The sequence below is a fragment of the Trinickia symbiotica genome, from assembly GCF_002934455.1.
Lineage (GTDB): Bacteria > Pseudomonadota > Gammaproteobacteria > Burkholderiales > Burkholderiaceae > Trinickia > Trinickia symbiotica.
The window spans coordinates 35,240-57,067 of sequence record NZ_PTIR01000023.1 but is presented as its reverse complement, the minus strand read 5'-3'; the positions used below and the strand labels follow the sequence as shown (position 1 = coordinate 57,067).

The 21,828-nt window shown below is 65.5% G+C and carries 13 protein-coding genes; 8 read left to right on the top strand and 5 right to left on the bottom strand.

What is annotated here, in order from left to right:
- The first annotated feature begins 10 nt into the window (after positions 1 to 10).
- Positions 11 to 1,396, top strand: a complete 1,386-nt coding sequence (locus B0G57_RS25840) for an MFS transporter (protein WP_018441744.1) — start codon at positions 11 to 13, stop codon at positions 1,394 to 1,396.
- Positions 1,393 to 2,517, top strand: a complete 1,125-nt coding sequence (locus B0G57_RS25835) for an NAD(P)/FAD-dependent oxidoreductase (protein ID WP_018441743.1) — start codon at positions 1,393 to 1,395, stop codon at positions 2,515 to 2,517. Before B0G57_RS25840 ends, B0G57_RS25835 begins: the two co-directional genes overlap by 4 nt.
- A gap of 47 nt (positions 2,518 to 2,564) precedes the next feature.
- Here the strand turns inward: B0G57_RS25835 and B0G57_RS25830 are convergent, their stop codons facing one another.
- Positions 2,565 to 2,900, bottom strand: a complete 336-nt coding sequence (locus tag B0G57_RS25830) for a HigA family addiction module antitoxin (RefSeq protein WP_018441742.1) — start codon at positions 2,898 to 2,900, stop codon at positions 2,565 to 2,567.
- 259 nt (positions 2,901 to 3,159) lie between these two features.
- Between B0G57_RS25830 and recC the strand changes: the two genes are divergently transcribed.
- Genes recC through recD form a run of 3 tightly spaced genes read left to right on the top strand, consistent with a single transcriptional unit; the run spans position 3,160 to position 12,812 of the window.
- Positions 3,160 to 6,756, top strand: a complete 3,597-nt coding sequence (recC, locus tag B0G57_RS25825; protein WP_223258740.1) for an exodeoxyribonuclease V subunit gamma — start codon at positions 3,160 to 3,162, stop codon at positions 6,754 to 6,756.
- Between the two features lie 18 nt (positions 6,757 to 6,774).
- Positions 6,775 to 10,602 carry an exodeoxyribonuclease V subunit beta gene (recB, locus tag B0G57_RS25820; protein ID WP_223258739.1) on the top strand — a complete coding sequence of 1,276 codons (3,828 nt, stop codon included), beginning with the start codon at positions 6,775 to 6,777 and terminating at the stop codon, positions 10,600 to 10,602.
- Entirely contained in the window at positions 10,599 to 12,812 is a 2,214-nt protein-coding gene (recD, locus tag B0G57_RS25815) for an exodeoxyribonuclease V subunit alpha (protein ID WP_102607251.1), read from the top strand. Before recB ends, recD begins: the two co-directional genes overlap by 4 nt.
- A 30-nt stretch (positions 12,813 to 12,842) precedes the next feature.
- Here the strand turns inward: recD and B0G57_RS25810 are convergent, their stop codons facing one another.
- Complete coding sequence (locus B0G57_RS25810) at positions 12,843 to 13,289, bottom strand: SRPBCC family protein (RefSeq protein ID WP_018441738.1); 447 nt, start codon at positions 13,287 to 13,289, stop codon at positions 12,843 to 12,845.
- 137 nt (positions 13,290 to 13,426) lie between these two features.
- On the opposite strand from B0G57_RS25810, the gene B0G57_RS25805 reads away from it, so the two are divergent.
- Positions 13,427 to 13,906, top strand: coding sequence for a GNAT family N-acetyltransferase (locus B0G57_RS25805; RefSeq protein ID WP_026229859.1), 480 nt, complete (start codon positions 13,427 to 13,429; stop codon positions 13,904 to 13,906).
- Between the two features lie 53 nt (positions 13,907 to 13,959).
- Here B0G57_RS25805 and B0G57_RS25800 read toward each other — a convergent pair whose 3' ends face one another.
- From B0G57_RS25800 to B0G57_RS25790, 3 genes are all read right to left on the bottom strand, one after another.
- A complete protein-coding gene (locus B0G57_RS25800; protein WP_018441736.1) occupies positions 13,960 to 14,169 on the bottom strand; it encodes a hypothetical protein in 210 nt (69 codons plus the stop codon).
- 171 nt (positions 14,170 to 14,340) lie between these two features.
- Positions 14,341 to 15,651 (bottom strand): Nramp family divalent metal transporter, encoded by a 1,311-nt coding sequence (locus B0G57_RS25795; protein ID WP_018441735.1) that lies wholly within the window; start codon positions 15,649 to 15,651, stop codon positions 14,341 to 14,343.
- A 165-nt stretch (positions 15,652 to 15,816) separates the two neighbouring features.
- Positions 15,817 to 16,683: a helix-turn-helix domain-containing protein gene (locus B0G57_RS25790; RefSeq protein ID WP_035468931.1), complete on the bottom strand. Its 867-nt coding sequence runs from the start codon at positions 16,681 to 16,683 to the stop codon at positions 15,817 to 15,819.
- A gap of 331 nt (positions 16,684 to 17,014) precedes the next feature.
- On the opposite strand from B0G57_RS25790, the gene B0G57_RS25785 reads away from it, so the two are divergent.
- Together B0G57_RS25785 and B0G57_RS25780 are read left to right on the top strand one after the other, a co-directional pair.
- Complete coding sequence (locus B0G57_RS25785) at positions 17,015 to 17,926, top strand: DMT family transporter (RefSeq protein ID WP_018441733.1); 912 nt, start codon at positions 17,015 to 17,017, stop codon at positions 17,924 to 17,926.
- Positions 17,927 to 18,144: 218 nt separating this feature from the next.
- Complete coding sequence (locus B0G57_RS25780; protein ID WP_018441732.1) at positions 18,145 to 21,813, top strand: ATP-binding protein; 3,669 nt, start codon at positions 18,145 to 18,147, stop codon at positions 21,811 to 21,813.
- Positions 21,814 to 21,828: the final 15 nt, after the last annotated feature.

Below are 21,828 nucleotides of genomic sequence, written 5' to 3'. Positions count from 1 at the left end.
GAGCCCCACCATGACAGAGAGACGTGTCAGCCTCGACGAATTGCCTACCAGTCGCTTTCATCGACGCGTCGCGCTCGTCGCCGCCGGCGGACCGTTTTGCGACGGTTACTTGCTCGGGATCATCGTTGTAGCGTTGCCGCTCATCGCGCGCGATTTACATCTGAGCGCGGCCCAAGCGGGGCTGATCGGCGCGGCGAGCTTGCTTGGTATGTTCGTCGGTGGAATCGTGTTCGGTCCGATGACGGACCGGTTCGGGCGCCAATCGATGTATGTGCTCAATCTGGCGGTGTTTGTCCTCTGCTCGATCGCGCACCTTTTCGTCACGGGTGCGACGGCGCTCTTCGCGCTGCGCCTCGTCATGGGGATCGCGCTCGGCGCCGACTATCCGATCGCAACGGCGCTTGCCTCCGAGTTCTTGCCAAGGCGGCTGCGCGGGCCTGTTCTGTCGAGCCTCGTGCTCTGCTTGTGGGTCGGCTACACGCTGAGCCTTGCCACCGGGCTGTTCGTCCATACCGGCGATAGCAGTACCTGGCGTTACGTGCTGGCCAGCGCGGCCATTCCATCCGCGATCTTCCTCGTGCTTCGGCTGAACATCCCCGAATCGCCGCGCTGGCTCGTGTCCGTCGGACGAATCGACGAGGCGCGACGGATCGTCGAAACACATCTCGGGCGGCAGGCCGACTTCGATCACCTGCTTGCGCATACTTCGCGGAGCGCGCCGCGCACCGGGCTCGGCTTGTCGAGCCTTCGGGACTTGTTTGCACGCGGTTACGGCCGGATGGTGTTTTTCTGCTCTGTGTTCTGGACCTGTCAGATTGCGCCGTCATTCGCCATCAAGACATTTCAGCCGCTGCTGCTGAAATCGCTAGGCGTGACGCATGTGCTCAGCGGCACGCTCGTGATCATCTCCTTCGCGATCGTCGGCACCGCGCTCGGCATGCTCGTGATCAATCGCATCGGCCGCCGGCCGCTGCTGATCGCGGCGGGCACTATCGCAACGCTCTCGTTGTTCGCGCTCGCCACGCCGCTCTCGGCGCTGGCTGTTTTCGCCATCGCGCTGTTCATCGTTTTCACAATCGCCGAAGCCGCCGGCTCGGCGCTGCAGTTCGTCTATCCCAATGAGGTGTTCCCGACGGACGTTCGTGCCACCGGCATGGGCCTCGCGATGTCGGTGAGCCGCATCGGCGCGGCGGCCGGCACATTCGTGCTGCCGATCACGATTGCGAAGTGGGGCGCGGCGAACGGGCTCCTGATCGCAGCCAGCATTGCTGCGCTGGGCTTGCTGGTGTCATACCGGATGGCGCCGGAAACATGCAATCTGCCGCTTGCGGACTCGGAGCCGACTCAAGCGCGCGAAAAGCTTTCTCCTGTGAGCAACAACGAGGTTCGAACATGACGATATCTTCTCCCCGCGTCCTGATTGTCGGCGCAGGCATCATCGGCGCCATTCTTGCCTACGATTTCTCGCGCCGCGGCGCGCGCGTCACCGTGCTCGACCGCAATGAGAGAGCGAGCGGCGCGACGGCGGGATCATTCGCCTGGATCACGAATCAGACGAAGTTTCGCAATGCCGATACGCTCAGCGAGGCCGGCGCACGCGACTATTTCAATCTTCATCGGCTCTCGCATCTGCGTTGGCGCCATTTGCAGGACGAGGTGAAGGCGAAGCTGCCGATCCGCTGGTGCGGGTGTCTGCAACTGGCGATTCCAGGCACTCAGCAAGCGACGGAGCTCGACGCGGAACTGCAGCGCCGCCTGAGGTGGGGGAGTCCGACGTTCAAGGTGAGTGCCGCCGAGGCGCGCGAACTCGAACCGGCCCTGCATCCCGGTGACGAGACATTCATCACCTACACGCCGGACGAAGGCATGATGGCGCCGGTGCAGATGACCGCTGCGATGCTTGACGAAGCGATTGCGCTCGGAGCCTCCTACAGTGCGAACGATGCATTCGCGAGTCTGCAACGAACTGCGGGGGGATATACGGTGACGAGCGCCAAGGGCAAGCGTGAGGCCGATATCGTCGTATTCGCGGGCGGGATCGCCAATCCGGAGTTGGCCGAACAGGTTGGACTGAAAGCGCCGCTTGTTCATAGCGTCGGCAGTGTCGTTCACCTCGCGCCGCTGCCCCCACTCTTCGATAAAGTCGTGCTCGGCTCGCACGTGCATGCCATCCAGCGCTTCGACGGGCGAGTGGTCATCGCGCAGCATTTCTCGGGTTCACCCGTTGGCGACCCGAGTGCACCCAATCCCGAGCAACTCGTCGAAGTTGCCGCCGCAATTCTCCCGGGGCTGAAAGGCGCGAAGGTCGAAAAAGTCACCGAAACGCGCCGCGTGATCCCAGCTGATGGTCTGCCGGTGTTCAGCCGCAGCGATGATAATCCTGGGATCGCGGCGATCACGACGAATGCCGGCGTGAGTTTGGGAGCGATTCTTTCACAGTTGATCGTGACCGAAATGATCGACGGTCTGCGCGTGAAGCTGCTCGATCCGTACCGCGCGGAACGGTTCACCGCTTAAGGGCGGAACTCGTAAGATCCTGGCGCGCGGATGACTGCGCGCCTTTCTCATTCATAATCCCACGGCAACGCTTGCTGGTATTCACTTTCTAGGTTTAACCAATAGTCAGCGGGCATGCCCAGCGTCCTCTCGAACTTGAGGGCGGTTTCAGGTGTAATCGACGACTTCGCTTGGACGACCGAGACAATGTAGTTCGGACTCAGACCCGTCCGCTTTGCGAGCTCTTGCTGAGTCATCCCGCGTACTTCCAGTTCTTCGCCAAGCACTTCGCCTGGCGCGACGGCGTAGTCAGGCCGAAATTCGTTCCCATGCGTCTTGACCATCGGCTTCTCTTCGTTGAGTTGCTCGCACAACAGCGCCTTGTTGGCGAAAGTGATGCCCATTCACGTTGAAGACTGAGACTTCATTGACCTGTGAGGTTAGCATTTCTTGCGGTGGTTTCCGAGCACGATGTCAGTTCCTGCATCGCGTCCCGAAAGCGCGCTGCCGTGCCCCGATTTTCCCGAACGACCTTGAGTCCAATGCTGCCTTAATATGTATGCCGGCTCGCCGCGGTCCGGAGCCGATCTCTTCGAAACTACCCTCGGTCTCTGCGACGGGCCGTCGCTGACCGGATTCACAAGCACGTTAATGGAGTCCCGTTTGACCTCACAAACGCTTCCCGCCGGGCTGATGCTGGTGCATGGCAACCGGCCCGAGCGACTGCGCGAGCTGATGATCGAATGGATCAAGCAGTACCCGCTGGCGCCGTTGGAAAACGAAGTCATCCTCGTGCAGAGCAACGGGATCGCTCAGTGGCTGAAGCTAGCGTTCGCGGCCGATGCCGAAGAGGGCGGCTGCGGGATTTCCGCCGCGCTCGATTTGTCGCTGCCCGCACGGTTTCTCTGGCAGGTCTACCGCGCGGTGCTCGGCGCCGACGCGGTGCCGGCTGTCTCGCCATTCGACAAGTCGCGGCTCGTATGGCGGTTGACGCGTCTCTTGCCGGCGCTGCTCGAGCTGCCGGAATACGGCCCGCTCAAGCGCTTCATGGCGCACGACGACGATCAGCGTAAGCGGTTCCAGCTCGCCCAACGTGTGGCTGAACTGTTCGACCAATACCAGCTGTATCGCGCGGATTGGCTCGCGAGATGGGCCGCGCACGACGACGTGCTGATCGATGCCCGCGACGCGCGCACGCCGCTGCCCGACGAGCATCGCTGGCAGGCGGCGTTGTGGCGCGCGCTGCTCGACGATGTCCGCGCGCACCGCCCGGACGGCATCGACGCGGCGAAGGCCGGCCGCGCGGCGGTGCACGACGCATTTCTGCGACGTGTCGCCGCCATGGGCGACGGTGAGCGGCCGCGTGGGCTCCCGCCGCGCGTCATCGTTTTCGGAATCTCGAGCCTGCCTCGGCAATCGCTCGAAGTGCTCGCCGCGCTGGCAAGCTTCACGCAGGTGCTGATGTGCGTGCACAACCCGTGCGCGCACTATTGGGCCGACATCGTCGCCGACCAGGATCTGTTGCGTGCGCAGCGCTCGCGCCAGCGCCGTCGTCAAGGCGCGCCTGCGATGATCGACGAGGCGGAGCTTCACCTCTACGCCCATCCGCTGCTCGCGGCCTGGGGCAAGCAGGGGCGCGACTTCATCGGCTTGCTCGACGAATTCGACAGCGACGCCGACCGCAACACGTATGCGTCGCGCTTCGCGAGCATCGGTCAGCGTATCGATCTGTTCGAGAGCGACGGCACCGCCACGATGCTGCAACAGTTGCAGGACGATATTCGCGATCTGCGGCCGCTCGCGGAAACGGGCGAGCGCTGGCCGGCGGTGGACCCACGCGCGGATCAATCGATTCGCTTTCATATCGCGCACAGCCCGCAGCGCGAGGTCGAGATCCTGCACGACCAACTGCTCGCCGCATTTGCGGCCGATGCGACGCTGCGCCCGCGCGACGTGATCGTCATGGTGCCCGACATCGAGGCCTATGCGCCGCACGTGCAGGCCGTGTTCGGCTCGCTCGATGCGGGCGATTCGCGCCACATCCCGTTCAGCGTCGCCGATCGGGGCCAACGCGACTTCGACCCGCTGCTCGGCGCGCTCGAGACGCTGCTTGCGCTGCCGCAATCGAGAACGACCGTCAGCGATGTGCTCGACCTGCTCGAAGTGCCCGCGCTGCGAGAGCGCTTCGGCATCGCGGCCGACGACGTGCCGACGCTGCACCATGGGATCGGCGGCGCGAACATTCGCTGGGGCCTGCACGGCGAGCAACGCGCGAGCCTCGGTTTGCCGAAGGCGGGCGACGACGATGCGCCGAATACGTGGGCCTTTGGCCTGCGCCGAATGCTGCTCGGCTACGCGGTGGGCGACAAGTCGGACGCGTGGTCCGACATCGAGCCGTATGCCGAAATCGGCGGGCTCGACGCGGCGCTCCTCGGACCGTTGACGCGCCTCATCGAGGCGCTCGACGAGACATGGCGCACGTTGCGCGAGCCGGCCACCGTCGATGAGTGGTGCAGGCGCCTGCGCAAGATCAAGGGCGCATTCTTCGCGCCCTCCGATAGCGACGATGCCTACACCCTCGACCGTCTCGATGCCGCGCTCGAAGCATGGCGAGACGAGTGTGACGACGCCGCGCTGACCGAGGAGCTTCCGCTATCGATCGTGGCGGACTATTGGCTGTCGCAATTCCAAGGAGGCGGCCTGTCGCAGCGATTCTTCGCGGGCGCGGTCACGTTCGCGACGCTGATGCCGATGCGCGCGATTCCGTTTCGCCGCGTATGTCTGCTCGGCATGAACGACGGCGACTTCCCGCGCACGCGGACGCCGCTCGACTTCGATCTGATGCGGCAGAGCTATCGGCCTGGCGATCGGTCGCGCCGTGAGGACGATCGTTATTTGTTCCTCGAAGCGCTGCTCTCGGCACGTGAGCATCTGCATGTGTCATGGGTCGGGCGCAGCGTGACCGACAACACGCCGCGCCCGCCATCGGTGCTGGTGGGGCAGCTGCGCGAGCATCTGTCGGCCGGCTGGCGCCTGGCGGGCGACGAGAGCGGCAAGCCCGACGCGCTTATCGACGAACTGACGATCGTGCACCGGCTGCAGCCCTTCAGCGCCGACTATTTTCCCGCCGATCCGCACGCCTCGAAGCTGTTCACTTTCGCGAGCGAATGGAATCAAGTAGAACAGGCGGACGACGCAACCCGCCGCGCCGTGACGAAGTTGCCGCCCATCGAACGCGAAGAGCCGTTGTCGGTTCGCGAGCTGGCCGCCTTCTTGAAGGATCCGGTCAAGTGTTTCTTCCGCCAACGGCTGCGCGTGGCCTTCGAGGCCGATGCGACGGCCAGCGAGAACGACGAACCGTTCGCCCTCGATGGGCTCGAAACGTGGCAACTTCAAAATGAGTTGATCCGCGCGCAGACCGCGGCGCTCGAGCGCGGCGACGAAGAGTTGATGCCGACTGCGCTTGCGCGTCTCGAGCGCATGTACCGCAGCGGCGATCTGGCGAAAGGCGGTTTCGGCGAGCTCGTCGGCGAGGAACTGCTTGCGCCGATGCCGGACCTCTTCGCGCGCTATCAGGCCGCGCTCGCACGTTGGCCCGAGGCGCTCGAAGAGCAATTCGAACTGCGTGTCGAGGCGATGCTCGATGACCGCGCGCGCTCGATCGAAGACTGGATCGGCGGTCTACGCGGCAGCCCGGACGGCGGACTGGGCCACGTCATTCTCGATGCGAGCACGCTCGTCAAGGACAACAAGTATCGCCGCGATAGAGTCATCGCATTCTGGGTCCCGCACTTGGCCGCACAGCTCGCGGCGGGCCCGCTTACGACGGTGGTGATCAGTAAGGTAGGCGGCATCGAGCTCGCGCCCGTGGCACCGGATGAAGCGCGCGCGCATCTGCTCGCATTGCTGCGCGCGTGGGACGAGGGTATGCGCAGGCCGTTGCCGCTCGCGGTCAACACGGCGTTCGCATGGCTCGGGAAGCGGCGCAACGGCGACGGCAACGGCGCGCGCGAGGGTTCGCCGGACGCCGACGAAACGCAAGCGCGCGACGCTGCGCGCGCGGCCTATGAAGGCACGTCGTGGCAACCGGGCGAGCGCGATATGAACGCTTACTTGTGCCGCGTGTACCCCGATTTCGACGCACTCGCCGCGGGCGGCGAGTTCGAGGCGCTGGCCGTCGAGTTGCTGCAGCCGCTCCATCTTGCAATTCCCGCGACGGCAAGGGGGAAGAACGATGCCAAAAACGGTGGGGAGTCCTAATTGATGAACGATGCACCCGTGAGTGATCCGATTGGGTCGGCTGCCGTGGTGTTGGACCCGCTACGCTTTCCGTTGCGCGGCAGCAGTCTTATCGAAGCGAGCGCGGGCACCGGCAAGACGTTCACGATTGCGATGCTTTATGTGCGACTCGTCTTGGGTCATGGCGATCCGCAGCAGCGCACGCAGGCATTGACGCCTCCGGAAATCCTCGTCGTGACGTTTACCGATGCGGCGACGAAAGAACTACGCGAGCGGATCCGCGCGCGTCTCGTCGAGGCCGCCGCGTACTTCCGCGCGGATCCTGCTGACGTTGCCGGTCCGGCGGGCGACGACCTGCTGCACGCGTTGCGCGCCGACTATTCACCCGATGAGTGGCCCGCCTGCGCGCACCGGCTGGAACTGGCCGCGGAATGGATGGATGAAGCAGCCGTCTCGACGATCCACGGATGGTGCAATCGGATGTTGAGCGAGCATGCGTTCGATAGCGACAGCCTGTTCTCGCAGACGCTCGAAACGGATCAAAGCGCGTTGCGCGCGGAGGTTGTGCGCGATTACTGGCGCATCTTCCTCGCGCCGCTCGATGCGCAGTCGGCGGGCGACGTGCGTCGATGGTTCGCCAGTCCGCACGCATTGCAGTCGATGATTGGCGGTCTCATTGCGCACGCACACCTTCTGCCCGAAGCGCCCGCGCCGGAACACGCGCTGCGCGACGCGCGTGAAAGGCTTCACGCGCATCTGGCATGCCTCAAGGAAAACTGGACGATATGGGCCGATGAACTGCAAGCGATCCTCGACGATGCGCGCGAGAAGAAGCTATTCAACGCGCAGCGCCTGAATCGGACGAACTGCCAGAACTGGCTCGACAAAATGCGCGCATGGGCCGCCGATCCGGACATGATCAAGCCGGCGTTCGCCGACGATGCGGCCGTCTGGACGCGCTTGACACGAGACGGGCTCGCCGAGATCTGGAAGGCCGGCGATCCGCCGTGTCACCCGGCGCTCGACGCGATGCAGGGGCTCCCCGCCGCGCTGGCGGCGCAGCCGACGGCCTATCGAGAACTGCTTTGCCACGCGGCTCGCTGGGTTGCCGAGCGCTTCGCGGCCGAGGAGAAGAAACGGTCGCAGATGGGCTTCGACGACCTGCTGACACGCCTTCGCGATGCGCTGCGCGCACCGAACGGTGCGCGCCTCGCCGAGATCATTCGCCGGCAATACCCGGTGGCGCTCATCGACGAGTTTCAGGACACGGACCCGGTCCAGTACGACATATTCGACTCGGTCTATCGAATTGCCGAGAACGACGCAGACACGGCCATCATCCTGATCGGCGATCCGAAGCAGGCGATCTACGCGTTTCGCGGCGCGGACATCTACACATACCTGACGGCGCGCCGTGCCTGCGCGGGGCGTCTCTTCACGCTGAAGAAGAACTTCCGCTCGACGGCCGCGATGGTGGCGGCCGTCAACCGCTGCTTCGCGGCGGCGGAGGCGCGGGCGGAAGGGCAGGGTGCGTTTCTGTTCCGCAACGCAGCGGATGGAGACAACCCGTTGCCGTTCGTCGCCGCCGACGCGCAAGGCCGTCCCGACAAGCTTCGCGAGAACGGACATGACTTGCCGGCGCTGACCGCATGGTGGCTGCCGCCCGCCGAGGATGGCAAGCCGCTCGGCAAAGAGGCTTATCTGCGCGCGATGGCGGCCAGTTGCGCGACGGAGATGGTTCGTCTGCTGAACCTGGGCCAGCGAGGCGAAGCGGGGTTCGTCGGCCCCGAGCGGATGGCGCCGCTCGAGCCCGCCCACATGGCTGTACTCGTCAACAACGGTGAGGAGGCGCGCACGATTCGCGCCGCGCTCGCCGAGCGCGGCGTGCGCAGCGTCTACCTGTCCGACAGGGACTCCGTCTTTCAGACCGAGCAGGCAGCCGAACTGCGTCATTGGCTCGCGGCCTGCGCCGAGCCCGATGACGGACGGCTCCTTCGCGCCGCGCTCGCGACGGCGACACTCGGGCTCGATTGGGCCGCGCTCGATGCCCTCACGCACGATGAAATCGAGTGGGAATCGCGCGTGCTGCAGTTTCGCGGTTACCGCGATTGCTGGCGCAGCAAGGGCGTGCTGCCGATGCTGCGCCGGCTGCTCAACGATTTTCAGGTGCCGCGAAGACTGATCGGGCAAGCGAGCGGCGCGTCGGCGAACGGCGAGCGCGTGCTCACCAATCTGCTTCATCTGGCCGAGCTGCTGCAGCAGGCAAGCACGCAGCTCGACGGCGAGCACGCGCTGATTCGCTACCTCGACGAGGAGATTGCGGACGACGCGGGCGGCGCAGTCGGCGACGCGCGGCAGCTGAGGCTCGAAAGCGACGCGGGCCTCGTGCAGGTCGTGACGGTTCACAAGTCGAAGGGGCTCGAGTACCCGCTGGTGTTCCTACCATTCGCGTGCAATTTTCGGCGAACATTGCCGTCCGATATGCCGCTGAAGTGGCACGACGAGACCGGTGGGCTTCATGTGACGGTCGGTGATGCGTCCGTCTTGCCGCAAGTCGATCGCGAGCGGCTCGGCGAAGATCTGCGCAAGCTCTACGTGGCGCTCACGCGCGCTCGCTACGCGACATGGATCGGCATGGCGCCGATCCAATGCGTCGAGTCGAGCGCGCTCGGCTATTTGCTCGACGGCGGCAAGCCGATTGCGCCGCATGCGCTCGGCGAGCTGCTCGAGCGGCTTGCCGAAGGATGCGCGCAGATCAGCGTCGGACAAGCCGCGACTCCGAGCGACGAGCCCTTCACATTGCGCGGATCGCAAGTCAGGCGAGGCGCCGCGCGGACGTTGCGGCAGGCCGTGAGCGAGCGCTGGTGGATCGCCAGCTATTCGAGCCTGCGCAAGGTTGACGGAGTGATCGGCGGCATGGGCGCTCATTCGCATGGACCGTCTAACGCGGACGAATCGGGTGACGCGCATGCCGCGCCCGACACGCGTGGACAGGACGTTTTCCAGGAGCTCTCCGAAGCCGAGGTGCCCGACGAGCCGGATGTGAACTGGCCGCCGACGGGCGCCGCGACCCGCACGTCGGAGCAGCCAGACGGGGCGCTCCACGATTTTCCGCGCGGAGCCGACGCCGGCAGCTTCCTTCACGAGTTGATGGAATGGGCGGCGACCGAAGGATTCGAGGAAGTGGCCAAGCGCCCCGACGTGCTGCGCGATACGGTCGCGCGCCGCTGCAGTCTGCGCGGTTGGGCGCGCTGGATCGAGCCGCTGACCGCTTGGCTGCTGCGCCTTTTGCACGAGCCGTTGCACTTGCCGGCCCGCGGCGGCGAGCCGATGCGGGCCGTTACGCTGCGCGCAATGAAGTCGTATCTGCCCGAGATGGAGTTTTGGTTAGGCGCGCATGCGGTCGATGCGCAAGTGCTTGACCGCATCGTCTGCGAGATGACGCTCGACGGCGCGGCGCGCCCCGCGCTCGAGCCGGCGCGGCTCAACGGCATGCTCAAAGGCTTCATCGACCTCGTGTTCGAACATGAGGGCCGCTACTACGTCGCGGACTACAAATCGAACTGGCTTGGGCCGGACGATGCGGCGTATACGCCGGCGAGAATGCGCGCCCAGATCCTGCATTCGCGCTACGAGCTGCAGTACGTGCTGTACCTCTTCGCCCTTCATCGGCTGCTGAAGGCGCGTCTGCCGGATTATGACTACGATCGCCATGTCGGCGGCGCGGTGTATTTGTTCCTGCGCGGCAGCCACGCGCCGAGCCAGGGTCTTCACATCGATCATCCGCCGCGCGCGCTGATAGAGCGACTCGATGCGCTCTTCGCGCATCGCGTGAGCGAAGAAGAATGGGCGGGGGACATCGCATGACGACTCCAGTCACTCATCCTATTGAAGCGGCCGAGGACACTACGACGCACCGAGCCCGCGACGACGCGCGCGCGGATGCGCGACGGATGCTCGCCATGCTCGACGATTGGGTCGAGCGAGGCTGGCTGCGTGCGCTCGATGCGGCATTCGCGCGCTTTCTGTCGCGCGAAGTGCGGGAGGCGCCGCCGCTGCTGATCCTTGCGGCGGCGCTTGCCAGCCACCAACTCGGCCGCGGCCATGCCTGCCTGGATCTGCGCGCGACGCTCGACGACCCGGCGTTCGCGTTGTCGCTGCCGCCGGACGGACCTCCCGAGTGGTTGGCCGACGCGCCAGCCTGCGCGCCCGCCGATCTGCTGGGCGGCGTCACGCTCGCCGGGTGGCTGGCGGCGCTCGACGAGCGGATACTCGTGAGCCCGGGTGCAGGCAACACGCCGCTCGTGCTGGTTGGCACGCGCCTGTACCTGCGTCGCTATTGGCAATACGAACAAGACGTGCGGGCCGGCATCGAACGACGATTGCATGCGTCGAGAGAGCAGGCGGTGCTGTTGAATACCGATGCGGTGCGGGCTGCACTCGACATGCTGTTTCCTGCGCGGAAAGCCACGACGCCCGGCGCGAACTGGCAGAAGCTGGCCTGTGCGCTGGCGGCGCGCAGTGCGTTCAGCATCGTCACGGGCGGCCCGGGCACGGGCAAGACGACGACGGTCGTTCGCCTGCTTGCGTTATTGCAAGCGATCGCATTGACGAATGATGCAGCTGGCGCAAACACGGCTCGGCGTGCCCGACCGCTCAGAATCAAGCTCGCGGCGCCGACCGGCAAGGCGGCTGCGCGACTCAACGAATCGATCGCGGGTACGGTGGCGCGCCTGCCGCTAGACGGCTTCGCGGACGGCGTGGCGGTGCGGGAGTCGATCCCGACGGCTGTCAGCACGCTGCACCGCGTGCTCGGCACGCGTCCTGACAGCCGGCGTTTCCGTCATGACGCAGCCAATCCGCTGCCGGTCGACGTGCTCGTCATCGACGAAGCATCGATGGTCGATCTCGAAATGATGGCGGCCGTTCTGGACGCGTTGCCCGAATCGGCAAGACTGATTCTGCTCGGCGACAAGGATCAGCTCGCCTCGGTGGAAGCGGGCGCCGTGCTCGGCGAGCTTTGCGGCCGCGCCGCCAAAGGACATTACACGTCCGAGACGATCGACTGGCTGCAGGCGGCGACCGGTGAGCGAATCGACGACTCGATGCGCGACGACCATGGCACGACGCTCGATCAGGCGATCGCCATGCTGCGCGAGAGCCATCGATTCTCGTCCGATAGCGGCATCGGCGAGTTGGCGCTGTGCATCAATGAAGGCGATGCCGCGGGTGTCATGCGAGTGTTGAGTGAGCGGCGCGCCGACGTCGCGTTGCTGAGCTGTTCGGCGACTGAAGATGCGTCGTTCAGATCGCTCGTGGTCGATGGGCGGGGTGCCGCCGATCCTGCTTCCTGCGATGCGGCGGGAGCGGCGGTAGCGGCGCGGCAAGGCTACCGCCACTATCTGGAGACGATGGCGCGCTGCAAGCCCGAAGCAGATGCCACGCCGGAAGCGTTTGCCGCATGGGCCGCGCAAGTGCTGAAAGCGCACGGCGCGTTTCAATTGCTCTGCGCGGTGCGCCGCGGCCCGTGGGGCGTCGAGGGGCTGAACAAGCGAATCGCGCGCCTTCTGCACGAAGAAGGTCTGATCGACGCGCGCAGCGAATGGTATCCGGGGCGGCCGGTGCTCGTGACCCGCAACGACTACGAGCTCGGGCTGATGAATGGCGACATCGGGATCGCGCTCCCGGTGCCCGGCGGCAAGGACGGAGTGCGGGCATTGCGTGTCGCGTTTCCGTCCGCCGATGGCTTGGGCGGCATCAAATGGGTCTTGCCGAGCCGGCTCCAGGCGGTCGAAACGGTGTTTGCGCTGACCGTGCATAAGTCTCAGGGCTCCGAATTCGAGCATGCGGCACTGGTCTTGCCGGACACGTATAGCCCGATTCTGACGCGCGAGCTCGTCTATACGGGTGTGACGAGGGCGCGGGCATTTCTCACTTTGGCCATGCCCGAAGGGAAGACCGTCCTCGAGCAGGCCGTGACCGCGAAAGTGCAGCGGGCGAGTGGGCTTCTGGCGGGATTCGGCGAACGCGGCCGGTCGCAAGACGAGTCGTCGGAAGCGCTTGGCTGGCCCAAATAGGATAGGCCGCTCGTGTGAGCGGCCATTCAACTACTGCCGAATCTCGGCCTCCACCAACAAGGCGAGCAACGCAAGCGACTCCTGCCACCCGAGATAGCACGCTTCGGCGGGAAGGACTTCCGGAATACCTTCCTGCACGACATGGAGCTCTGTTCCAAAGATCACAGCCCGTAGCGACACGGTCGTCTGCATGGTCCCCGGCAAGTTCGGATCGTCGAACTGTGCTGTATACCGAAGTCGCTCATGCGGCACGAGCTCGAGATACTCGCCGCCGAAAGAATGGCTATCGCCCGTCGTGAAGTTCGTGAACGACATCCTGTAGCCGCCCCCCACCTTGGCATCGAGCTCATGAACCTTGCCGGTGAACCCATTCGGCGGAAGCCACTTCGACATTGCATTCGCGTCGAGGAATGCGCGATAGATGCGCTCGGGCGTGGCCCGAATGACTCGATGCAGACGGACAGTTTGTGTAGACATGATCGACTCCCGGAGTGAACGGAGGATGAGCCTCCGATCCTACGCGACGATCGAGGCTGGGAGAAATCGACAGCGCGCATGCGTGCTAGCATGCCCTCTCGTCGCGCCTACAGAACCTGCAGAATAGGACAACTCGAGTGAACGCATCATTGAACAACGACGCGCCGCTGATCGTACGCGCTATCGAGGAAAACGATTTTGACCGTTGGCTCCCGTTATGGGACGGCTACAACCGGTTCTATGGCCGTTTCGGCGATACGGCCTTGCCGCGGGAGATCACGAATCTGACGTGGTCGCGGTTCTTCGACGGCTACGAGCCCATGCACGCGTTCGTCGCGCAGCGCGGCGAGGCCCTCGTCGGCCTCGTGCATTTTCTTTATCACCGCAGTACGACGCTCGCCGGCCCGCTCTGCTATCTGCAGGATCTATTTACGCTCGAGAGCGAGCGCGGCAAGGGCGTCGGCCGCGCGTTGATCGAAGCGGTCTACGCCGAAGCGCGTGCCGCGCGCGCCGAACGCGTCTACTGGCACACGCACGAAACCAACCACACCGCAATGCGGCTCTACGATTCCGTAGCGGACAAACCGGGTTTCGTGATGTATCGACGATCGCTCTGAAAACCGGCGAGCGGCCCGGCCGACTTCGAACTTCTTCTGAACCCGTTCACGCTTCAGTGCTTGGGGCCAAAGCACGCCTGCACCGCCTCTTCCGGCGTCAGACCAAACCGGAAGTACTGATGCATACGGGTCAGTACCTCAGCCTCGGGCTGATAGGGTTCCTCGACGTAGTTGGCCGAAAGCGCTTCTTCGTACCAAGCCTGCGTCCATTCGACGAGCTTCTTCATTTCGTCGAGCGCGAGATATTCCGATGTCGCGAACATGGCAACCTCCAATCGTTTCAAATGCCGCCGCCGGCCTCCGGAGCCGCTGCTGCCCGTACCCGGAACGGCGCCGACTGTTGCTGCATGAAACCAGTCTAAAAGGCGACATGTCACGAATAAATACGCGCGATATGAAATCACTGGTGTGCCCAAGTGAACAATCCGCGCCACTCAAGGCGCGCCCAACCCCGGTACCGCCACACCGAGCGTCTGCAACACGAGCACGACGTTGAGCACGACGATCAACGCGGTCGCCCCCACGGCGGCAAGCCGCACCGTGCCTGTGTTGGCGAAAGGCCCCATGATGTCGCGCCGATTCGTCAATACGAGGAGGGCGATCATCGGCACCGGCAGCGCGAGACTGAGCACGATCTGGCTGTAGACGAGTGCTTCGGTAGCATTGGCGCCGAGCGCGACGACGATGATGGCCGGCACCATCGTGACGAGGCGGCGCAGGCCGACAGGAATCCGGAAGCCGACAAAGCCCTGCATGATCATCTGCCCGGCCATCGTCCCGACGACGGAGCTGGACACGCCCGACGCGATCAACGCAATAAGGAACACGGCAGCCGCGCCGGCGCCGAAGAGGGGCACGAGGCTGTGATAGGCGGTCTCGATCTGCGCCACGTCGGCGTGCCCGTCGTGAAACGCGCCCGACGCCATGACGATCATCGCCATATTGACGAGCCCGGCGACCGAAAGCGCGATGACCACTTCCCAATTCGAAAAGCGCAGCAGCTTGAGGCGACTGGCGTTGTTGCGCGCCGGCGCGCGGTTCTGCGTGAGTCCGGAATGCAGGTAGATGGCATGCGGCATGACGGTCGCGCCGAGCATCGCCACGGCGACCGACAACGCCCCGGCGCCCGGCAATTGCGGCACGGTGGCGCCGTGCACGGCTTGTTGCCAGTCCACATCGACGATCGAAAGCTCGATCACGTACGAGAGCGCAACGGCGGCAATCAACCCGCCGATGATGAGTTCCATCGGCCGAAATCCGCGTTTTTCGGCCGCGAGGATGCCATACGTGACGATCCCCGTCACGATCATGCCGGCCCACAAGGGCAAATGGAAAAGCAGCGAGAGGCCGATCGCGCCGCCGAGAAATTCGGCGAGGTCCGTGGCCATCGCGGCAATTTCGCTGACGGCCCACATCGCGTAGACGACGGGCCGAGAAAAATGCTCGCGGCTCATTTCGGCGAGATTGCGGCCCGTGACGATACCGAGCTTGGCCGAGAGCGCCTGAAACAGCATCGCGATGACGTTGGCGACGGCGACGACCCAGAGCAGCGAGTAGCCGTACTGCGATCCGGCCTGGATGTTGGCGGCGAAGTTGCCCGGATCCATGTAGGCGATGGAGGCGACGACGGCGGGGCCGGCGAAGAGCAGCGCCGAGCGCAGGCTCGTGCCGCGCGGGGCGAGCGCGGCGCCGATCGCCTGCGTCGCTCTTTCCGTCATTCCCAGCTGCAATTGTGCTGTCGTCATCGCACACCTCGTCGTCACGCTTTCGTTGCTTCAACCCTGTTACGACGAATGGTGCCGTGCGCCGCGAAAAAAGAACAATTGAACGTTCCCATCGCGGCGATAACGATGGGTGGCTATCGATGCGATAGCGCACCTACATGCGGGTCAAGAACGAGGGAAGGGGATTCAAGCGGCGTTCATTGCGCGCCGAAAGCCGAGCGGGGAGGCGCCCACGACCGCGCGAAACCGGTGGCCGAGGTGGCTGGTGTTCGCATAGCCACATTCGGCCGCAACCCGATCGAGCGCAAGCGTCGTCGAGCGCAGCAGCGCCCGTGCGCGTTCGATGCGTTGCTCGGCGATCCACGCATGCGGCGGCATGCCGAACGATGCGCGAAACATGCGCGAGAAGTGAAATTCCGACAGGCAGGCCACGTCGGCGAGTTCCCCGAGCGTGACCGAGCGCGACAGGTGAGCGTCGATGTATTCGCGTACGCGGCGGCGCGTCGCCGGGGCGAGCCCGCCCGTGACGGGCGCGTCTTCCCGGCGCACGGCCTGGCCGCGCAGCAACAGGCTCAGGATCTCGTGCGCGGCTTCGTTGGCGCGCAGCCGATCGTCGGGGTCGTCCCACGGCGCGACGGCGAGCGATTGACAGAGCGCCGCCAGCCGCGCGTCCTCGAAGTAAGTCCGATCGGCGAGCGTGAGCTCGCGCGGCTCGCGGTCGAGCTCGCGGATGGCCCGGCGCGTGAAATGCTCGGGCAGGAAGTAAAGATGCACGAAATGCATGTACCCGCGTACCCACCAGCGCGATTCATGATCGCTCGGTAGCGCGCAAAGCCGCTGCGGCGCGCCATACCGTCCCGGCAGCTTTTGTCGCTCGGTCCGATGACCGCCGTCGAGGTAACACGAGAGCGTATGGTGGCCTGGATTGTCGTAAGCCGTTTCGGCCTCGACGATGTCGCGCCGCCAGACAGCTGCCGCGAGCCGATCGCCGAGCCAGGCGAAACGCTCGAGCGTCGCGTTGGCCTCGGCGAGCGTGCGGCCGATCGAGTGCATGCCAAACGGCGGCTCGTCCACGCGCGCACCGGCCGCGAGGGCGGCGTCGGGCGCGGCGCACGCCGAAGGTGCGCCGGCGCGATCGGCGGTGGTCAGGAACAGGCTCGCATCCACGGCAAAAATGCAATTCGTAACGATCAATCGAGGAGTTCCGAGTATAGCGAGCCAGCGCGTTCGGCGCCTTTCTGTCCCGAAAAAACCGCAAGGCTGGACAACGCCTGGAGCGGCCGGCGATGCATAGTCGGACTCGATTTCGCCGTCGGTCCGCCTGCGCACGCCCGTTTGCGTGCGGCTGGCGGGCTTCCGGCCAAAAGACAAATCGGACTCGAACATGAATCTCTTGCTTTATTTCGCCACCGTATTGATCTGGGGCACGACCTGGATCGCGATCAAATGGCAGACCGGCGTCGTCGCGCCCTCGGTCTCGATCGCCTTTCGCTTCTGGCTCGCCGCGCTCGTCATGCTGGCGCTCGTGCGTCTCATGCGCCGCCCGCTGTTGCCGCCGCGCAAGGCTTGGCCGCTGCTTTTCTCGCAGGGTCTCGCGCTCTTTTGCGTGAATTTTCTCTGCTTCTACTACGCCGAGCAGATCGTCCCGAGCGGGCTCGTGGCCGTCGTTTTCTCGACGGCCCCACTCTTCAATGCGATCAACGGGCGCATGTTTATGGGCCGTACGCTGCAGCCAAGCGCGATCGTCGGCGCGGTGCTCGGCCTGATCGGCATTCTGTGTCTTTTTGCGCCCCAGATGGTCGGGCATGCGAACGATCATGCGATGTGGGTGGGGCTCGTGATTACGCTCATCGGCACGATGTCGTTTTCGGCCGGCAATCTCCTTTCGAGCCGCATGCAGGCGATGGGGCTGCACCCGACCGTCACGAACGGCTGGGCGATGCTGATCGGCGCCGCGATCCTAACGGCCGGCAGCTTCGCGGCGGGTCTCTCTTTCGAGCCCGAATCGACGGCCCGCTACCTCGGCGCGCTCGTCTATCTGGCCATACCGGGCTCGGTCATCGGCTTTACGACCTACCTGACGCTCGTCGGACGCATCGGTCCGGAGCGGGCCGCCTACTGCACGGTGCTGTTTCCGTTCGTCGCGCTCGCCGTCTCGACGGTGTTCGAAGGCTACCGCTGGTCTCCTTCAGCCGTCGTCGGTCTCCTGCTCGTCGTGACGGGTAATCTCATCGCCTTCAATATGCTGCGGCGCTTGCCGTTCGTGCGCAAGCGCGAGCGCACCGCCCGCGTGTGAGCGCGCCGGGAAGCGCTGACCGCGACAAAGACCGGCGCGGCGCCGATCAACGCTCGTTCGTCGCTCCTTCGTCGCTCGCCGCCCGCGCCTTACACTGAGCGATCGTCCTATCTTTTGGCATTCTCTGTTAGATCGCCGCTCGACTTGGCTAGCGTAACGGCCTCTCACTAACTACGCTAGCGGCGCCCAGTTCGAGGCGCCACAAGGACTTCGCGCCGATGAACCGAAAACGCTCGTGGTCGCGCAGGCTGGCCGCATGGCGCAAGCGCCTGCGCCGGTCCGCCGAAAACGCATCGCTCGCCGGCCTCTACGATCGCACGCTGCTGTTCGGCGGCGGCGCCGTACTGACGCTTTCAATCCTCGCGGCCGCCATCGCCGGCATCGCGCATCGTTATACGCGCTGCATCGACGACTGGCGTGCCGGCTTCCTCGCGCAGCGCGACTTCGTCAACGCGTCGGTCGAGCGCAATCAGGCGCGCTTGCGGCATACGGTCGAAACCTATGAGGCGCTCAGCGCCGTGCACGAGCGCGATATCGTGCCTGTCGACCGCTATTCGCGGCTGCTCGCGCAAAACGGCGGCATCGTCGTCACGGGGCAGGACCTCGGTGCGGCGCCGTTCACGATCGTTTCGACGCTGACGGCGCCCGAGGATCGCGAGCGTCTCGCCGGCCTGCTGCGGCTCGTGCGCGAAATTTCGCCGCGCTCGCTGTTGAGGCGGCAAGAAGCGGCTGACGACATCGGCGGCTTTCTCTATACCGAGGATCGGCGCTTTCTGGCGGCCTGGCCGCCGCTGCGCAACGAGAGGCTCATGGGCGGCGCGCACGTGGAGAGAACTGAGGCGCCCACGCCCGCGCCAGGGCGCAACGAAAACGAGAGCGCGGCCGCGCGGCCCGCCTCGGACGGCATCCAGGCCCTCATCGACCGCTATGTCGCCCACGTCGACGCGGAGCTCGGCAATCACGCGGACGCCTTGCTGCGCCGCGATCGGGTGTTCTGGGTCACGCTCCACGACTCGGACATGTACGGTGCCCTCGTCAAGCACTACGCGGCGCCGATCTATCGCGGCGACGAGCGCCTGGCCGTGCTCGCCGTGACGCTGCCGGCCAGACAGATCCCCCGGCTCTTCCAGCCGGCGGTGCACGATCCCGATTTCTTCATGGTGTCGCGCGATCGCCGCCATCTGATCGGCATCGACGAATCGAATCCGCGCGGCGAGCGCTGGATGCACGCATTGGCTGCGAAACCGTCCGTCTTCGAGGTCGCCGACGAGCGCGTACGGCTCGTACGTCGCGGCGGCGATTTCTTCATCATCCAGCGTATTGCCGGGCCAGAATGGATCGCGGTGTCGGCCTTCGATTGGCGCACGATCGCGGCCAATCTCAAAGGGCCGATCGGTTGGACCGTCGCGCTGACTTCGGTCGTGCTCGCGGTGCAGTGGGCGTTCGTTCTGCTGATCGACCGGTTTGTGCTCGCGCCGCTCCGCCTGCGCGCGCAAAGCGTCTTCGAAAGCGAGGCGTTCAGCCGCACGGTGCTCGCCACCGCACCTGTCGGCCTTACCGTATTCGATCCCGCGACAAGCCGCATCGTCTTGCAGAACGACATTGCGCGCGCATTGCTGTCAGCATCGACCGACGAGGCTGGCTTCTACGCGCGGCTACTCGAGCCCCGTCCGCGCAGGCGCCGCCGCGCACGCCGAGGGCGCCGACGCGCCACGCGAGCGGCATCCGGCAGCGGGTCCCGCGGCGCGCGTCACAACGGGCTCGTCGATGCGTCCAGCGGTTCGCGCCCGACGTCCACCGGCACCATTCGCAGCGCCGAGGTGTCCGTAACAGGGGCCGACGGCATGCGCCGCGAGCTCGCCGTGGCATTTGCGCGTGCGCGCTATCGCCTGCAGGAGGTCGTGCTTTGCAGCCTCACGGACATCAGCCGCCAGAAGGAAACCGTCCGGCTGCTGCGCCGTGCGCGGCAGGCCGCCGACGAGGCGAGTCGCGCCAAGTCGATGCTCGTCGCCACGATCAGCCATGAGCTGCGCACGCCGCTTTATGGCGCGCTCGGCAATCTCGAGCTGCTGTCGATGGAGGCCCTGACGCCTTCGCAGGCCGCGCGCGTCGGCTCAGTCAGGCGCGCGTTCGATTCCTTGCTCTCGCTCGTCGACGATGTGCTCGATCTGTCGAAGGCCGAGGCGCGCGAGCTGAGCTTGCACCTCGAACCGTTTCGGCTCGACGAAGTCGTCGAGCGTTGCGCGCAGACGCTCGCGCCGGCGATCACCGGCAAGGGGCTGCACTTTCTCTGCCTCATCGATCCGTCGATCGGCGGCAGTTGGAACGGCGATGGGTTGCGCATCGCGCAGATCGTGACGAATCTGCTCGGCAACGCCTGCAAGTTCACGCAAAGCGGCTCTATTACGCTGCGCGCGACGGTGGTGCAAGCGGCGGGCGGCGACGAGATGGTCGTGCTGTCCGTCGCCGATTCGGGCATCGGCATTCCGGCAAGTCAGCTCGCGCGCATCTTCGAGCCGTTCGTGCAGGCCGACGGTTCGATCGGGCGCCGCTTCGGCGGCACCGGCCTTGGGTTGTCGCTGAGCCGGCGTCTCGTCGATCTGATGGGTGGCCGCATCGACGTGAAAAGCGTGGAGGGGCGCGGCGCCGTCTTCGCGGTTCGTCTGCCGCTGTCACGCAATCCGACTGCGAAGGCCTGCGCGGCCGCACCGATCGATGAGACGCTGGAGTTCGATGCGATCGCCGTCGCTTGCGACGACGCGGCCTGGCGGGCCACACTCCTCGCCCGGTTGCGTCACCGGTTCGGTGGGGTAGCCCGGATCGAAGAAGCACGCCCCGATGCGCCTCTCGCCGCGACGGACGTGCGTACCCTCATCGTGCTCGGCTCTCATGCCGACGACATTCCGCCAGCCTGGCGCGCGGCGCTTACAGCGTATGCCGATGTCGTCGTCGTTTCCGAGCGCGGCCCGCTCCATCCGCAACGTCGCGCGGGCGCGCTGCACATCACTTCGCTTTGCTGGGCGAAGCTCGAGCTGGCCCTCGTCGCTTGTGGGCGCGACGGTGCAGTGCCCGGCCCAGAGACGAGCCGCGATACCCATTCGCCGCCAAGCTGTGAACATCGCGGCGCGCGGATCCTCGTCGTCGACGACGATCCCGTCAGCCGAGCGCTGCTCGCCGACCAGCTCGACGCGCTCGGCTATCGCCAGGTCGCCGTCGCAGCCGACGGGCAGGAGGCGCTTGCCGCCTGCCAGCGGCACGCCTGCGACGTCGTCGTGGCCGATCTCTGCATGCCTCTCATGGGTGGCCGCGAACTGCTCGCGGCTTTGCGCAAAGAAGGGATGACGATGCCCGTGATCGCGCATACCGCCGCGCCGCACGCGGCCGCCGACGCAAGGCGCAGCGGTTTCGCCGCGCTTCTCATGAAGCCGCTCTCGCTCGAGCGGCTGCGCGAGGCGCTCGATAGGGTGTTCGCGTCGTCGCAGCCAGCGTTGCGCGTGTCGCCTTCATCCCTGCCGCTCTCAACTCCAGGCTTTCCATCGATGAATTTGCTGGACGCGCCGCACGCGGGCGCTCTCAAATCGCGCGCCGCAATGCTGCACGCGGTGTTTGCCGCATCTTGGCCCGAGGACGATGAGCGTTTGTGCGCCGCCGCAAAACGTGGCGACACCGAGTCGTTCTTACAAGCACTGCATCGAGTGAACGGCGCGCTGCTCGCGCTCGGCGAGCGCGAGGCGAGCCGGCGCTGCAGCGCGTTGCGGGACCGGGTCTGCGCGAAGGGAATCGCTGCGAGCGCGCAGGCACTCGAAGCGTTTCGGCGCGGTGTCGCACGGATTGCGGAATCGGGCGCTGCGATGATGGCGGACGACGGAGAGGCGGCTCACGAGTGACGGGCGAGCGGCCGC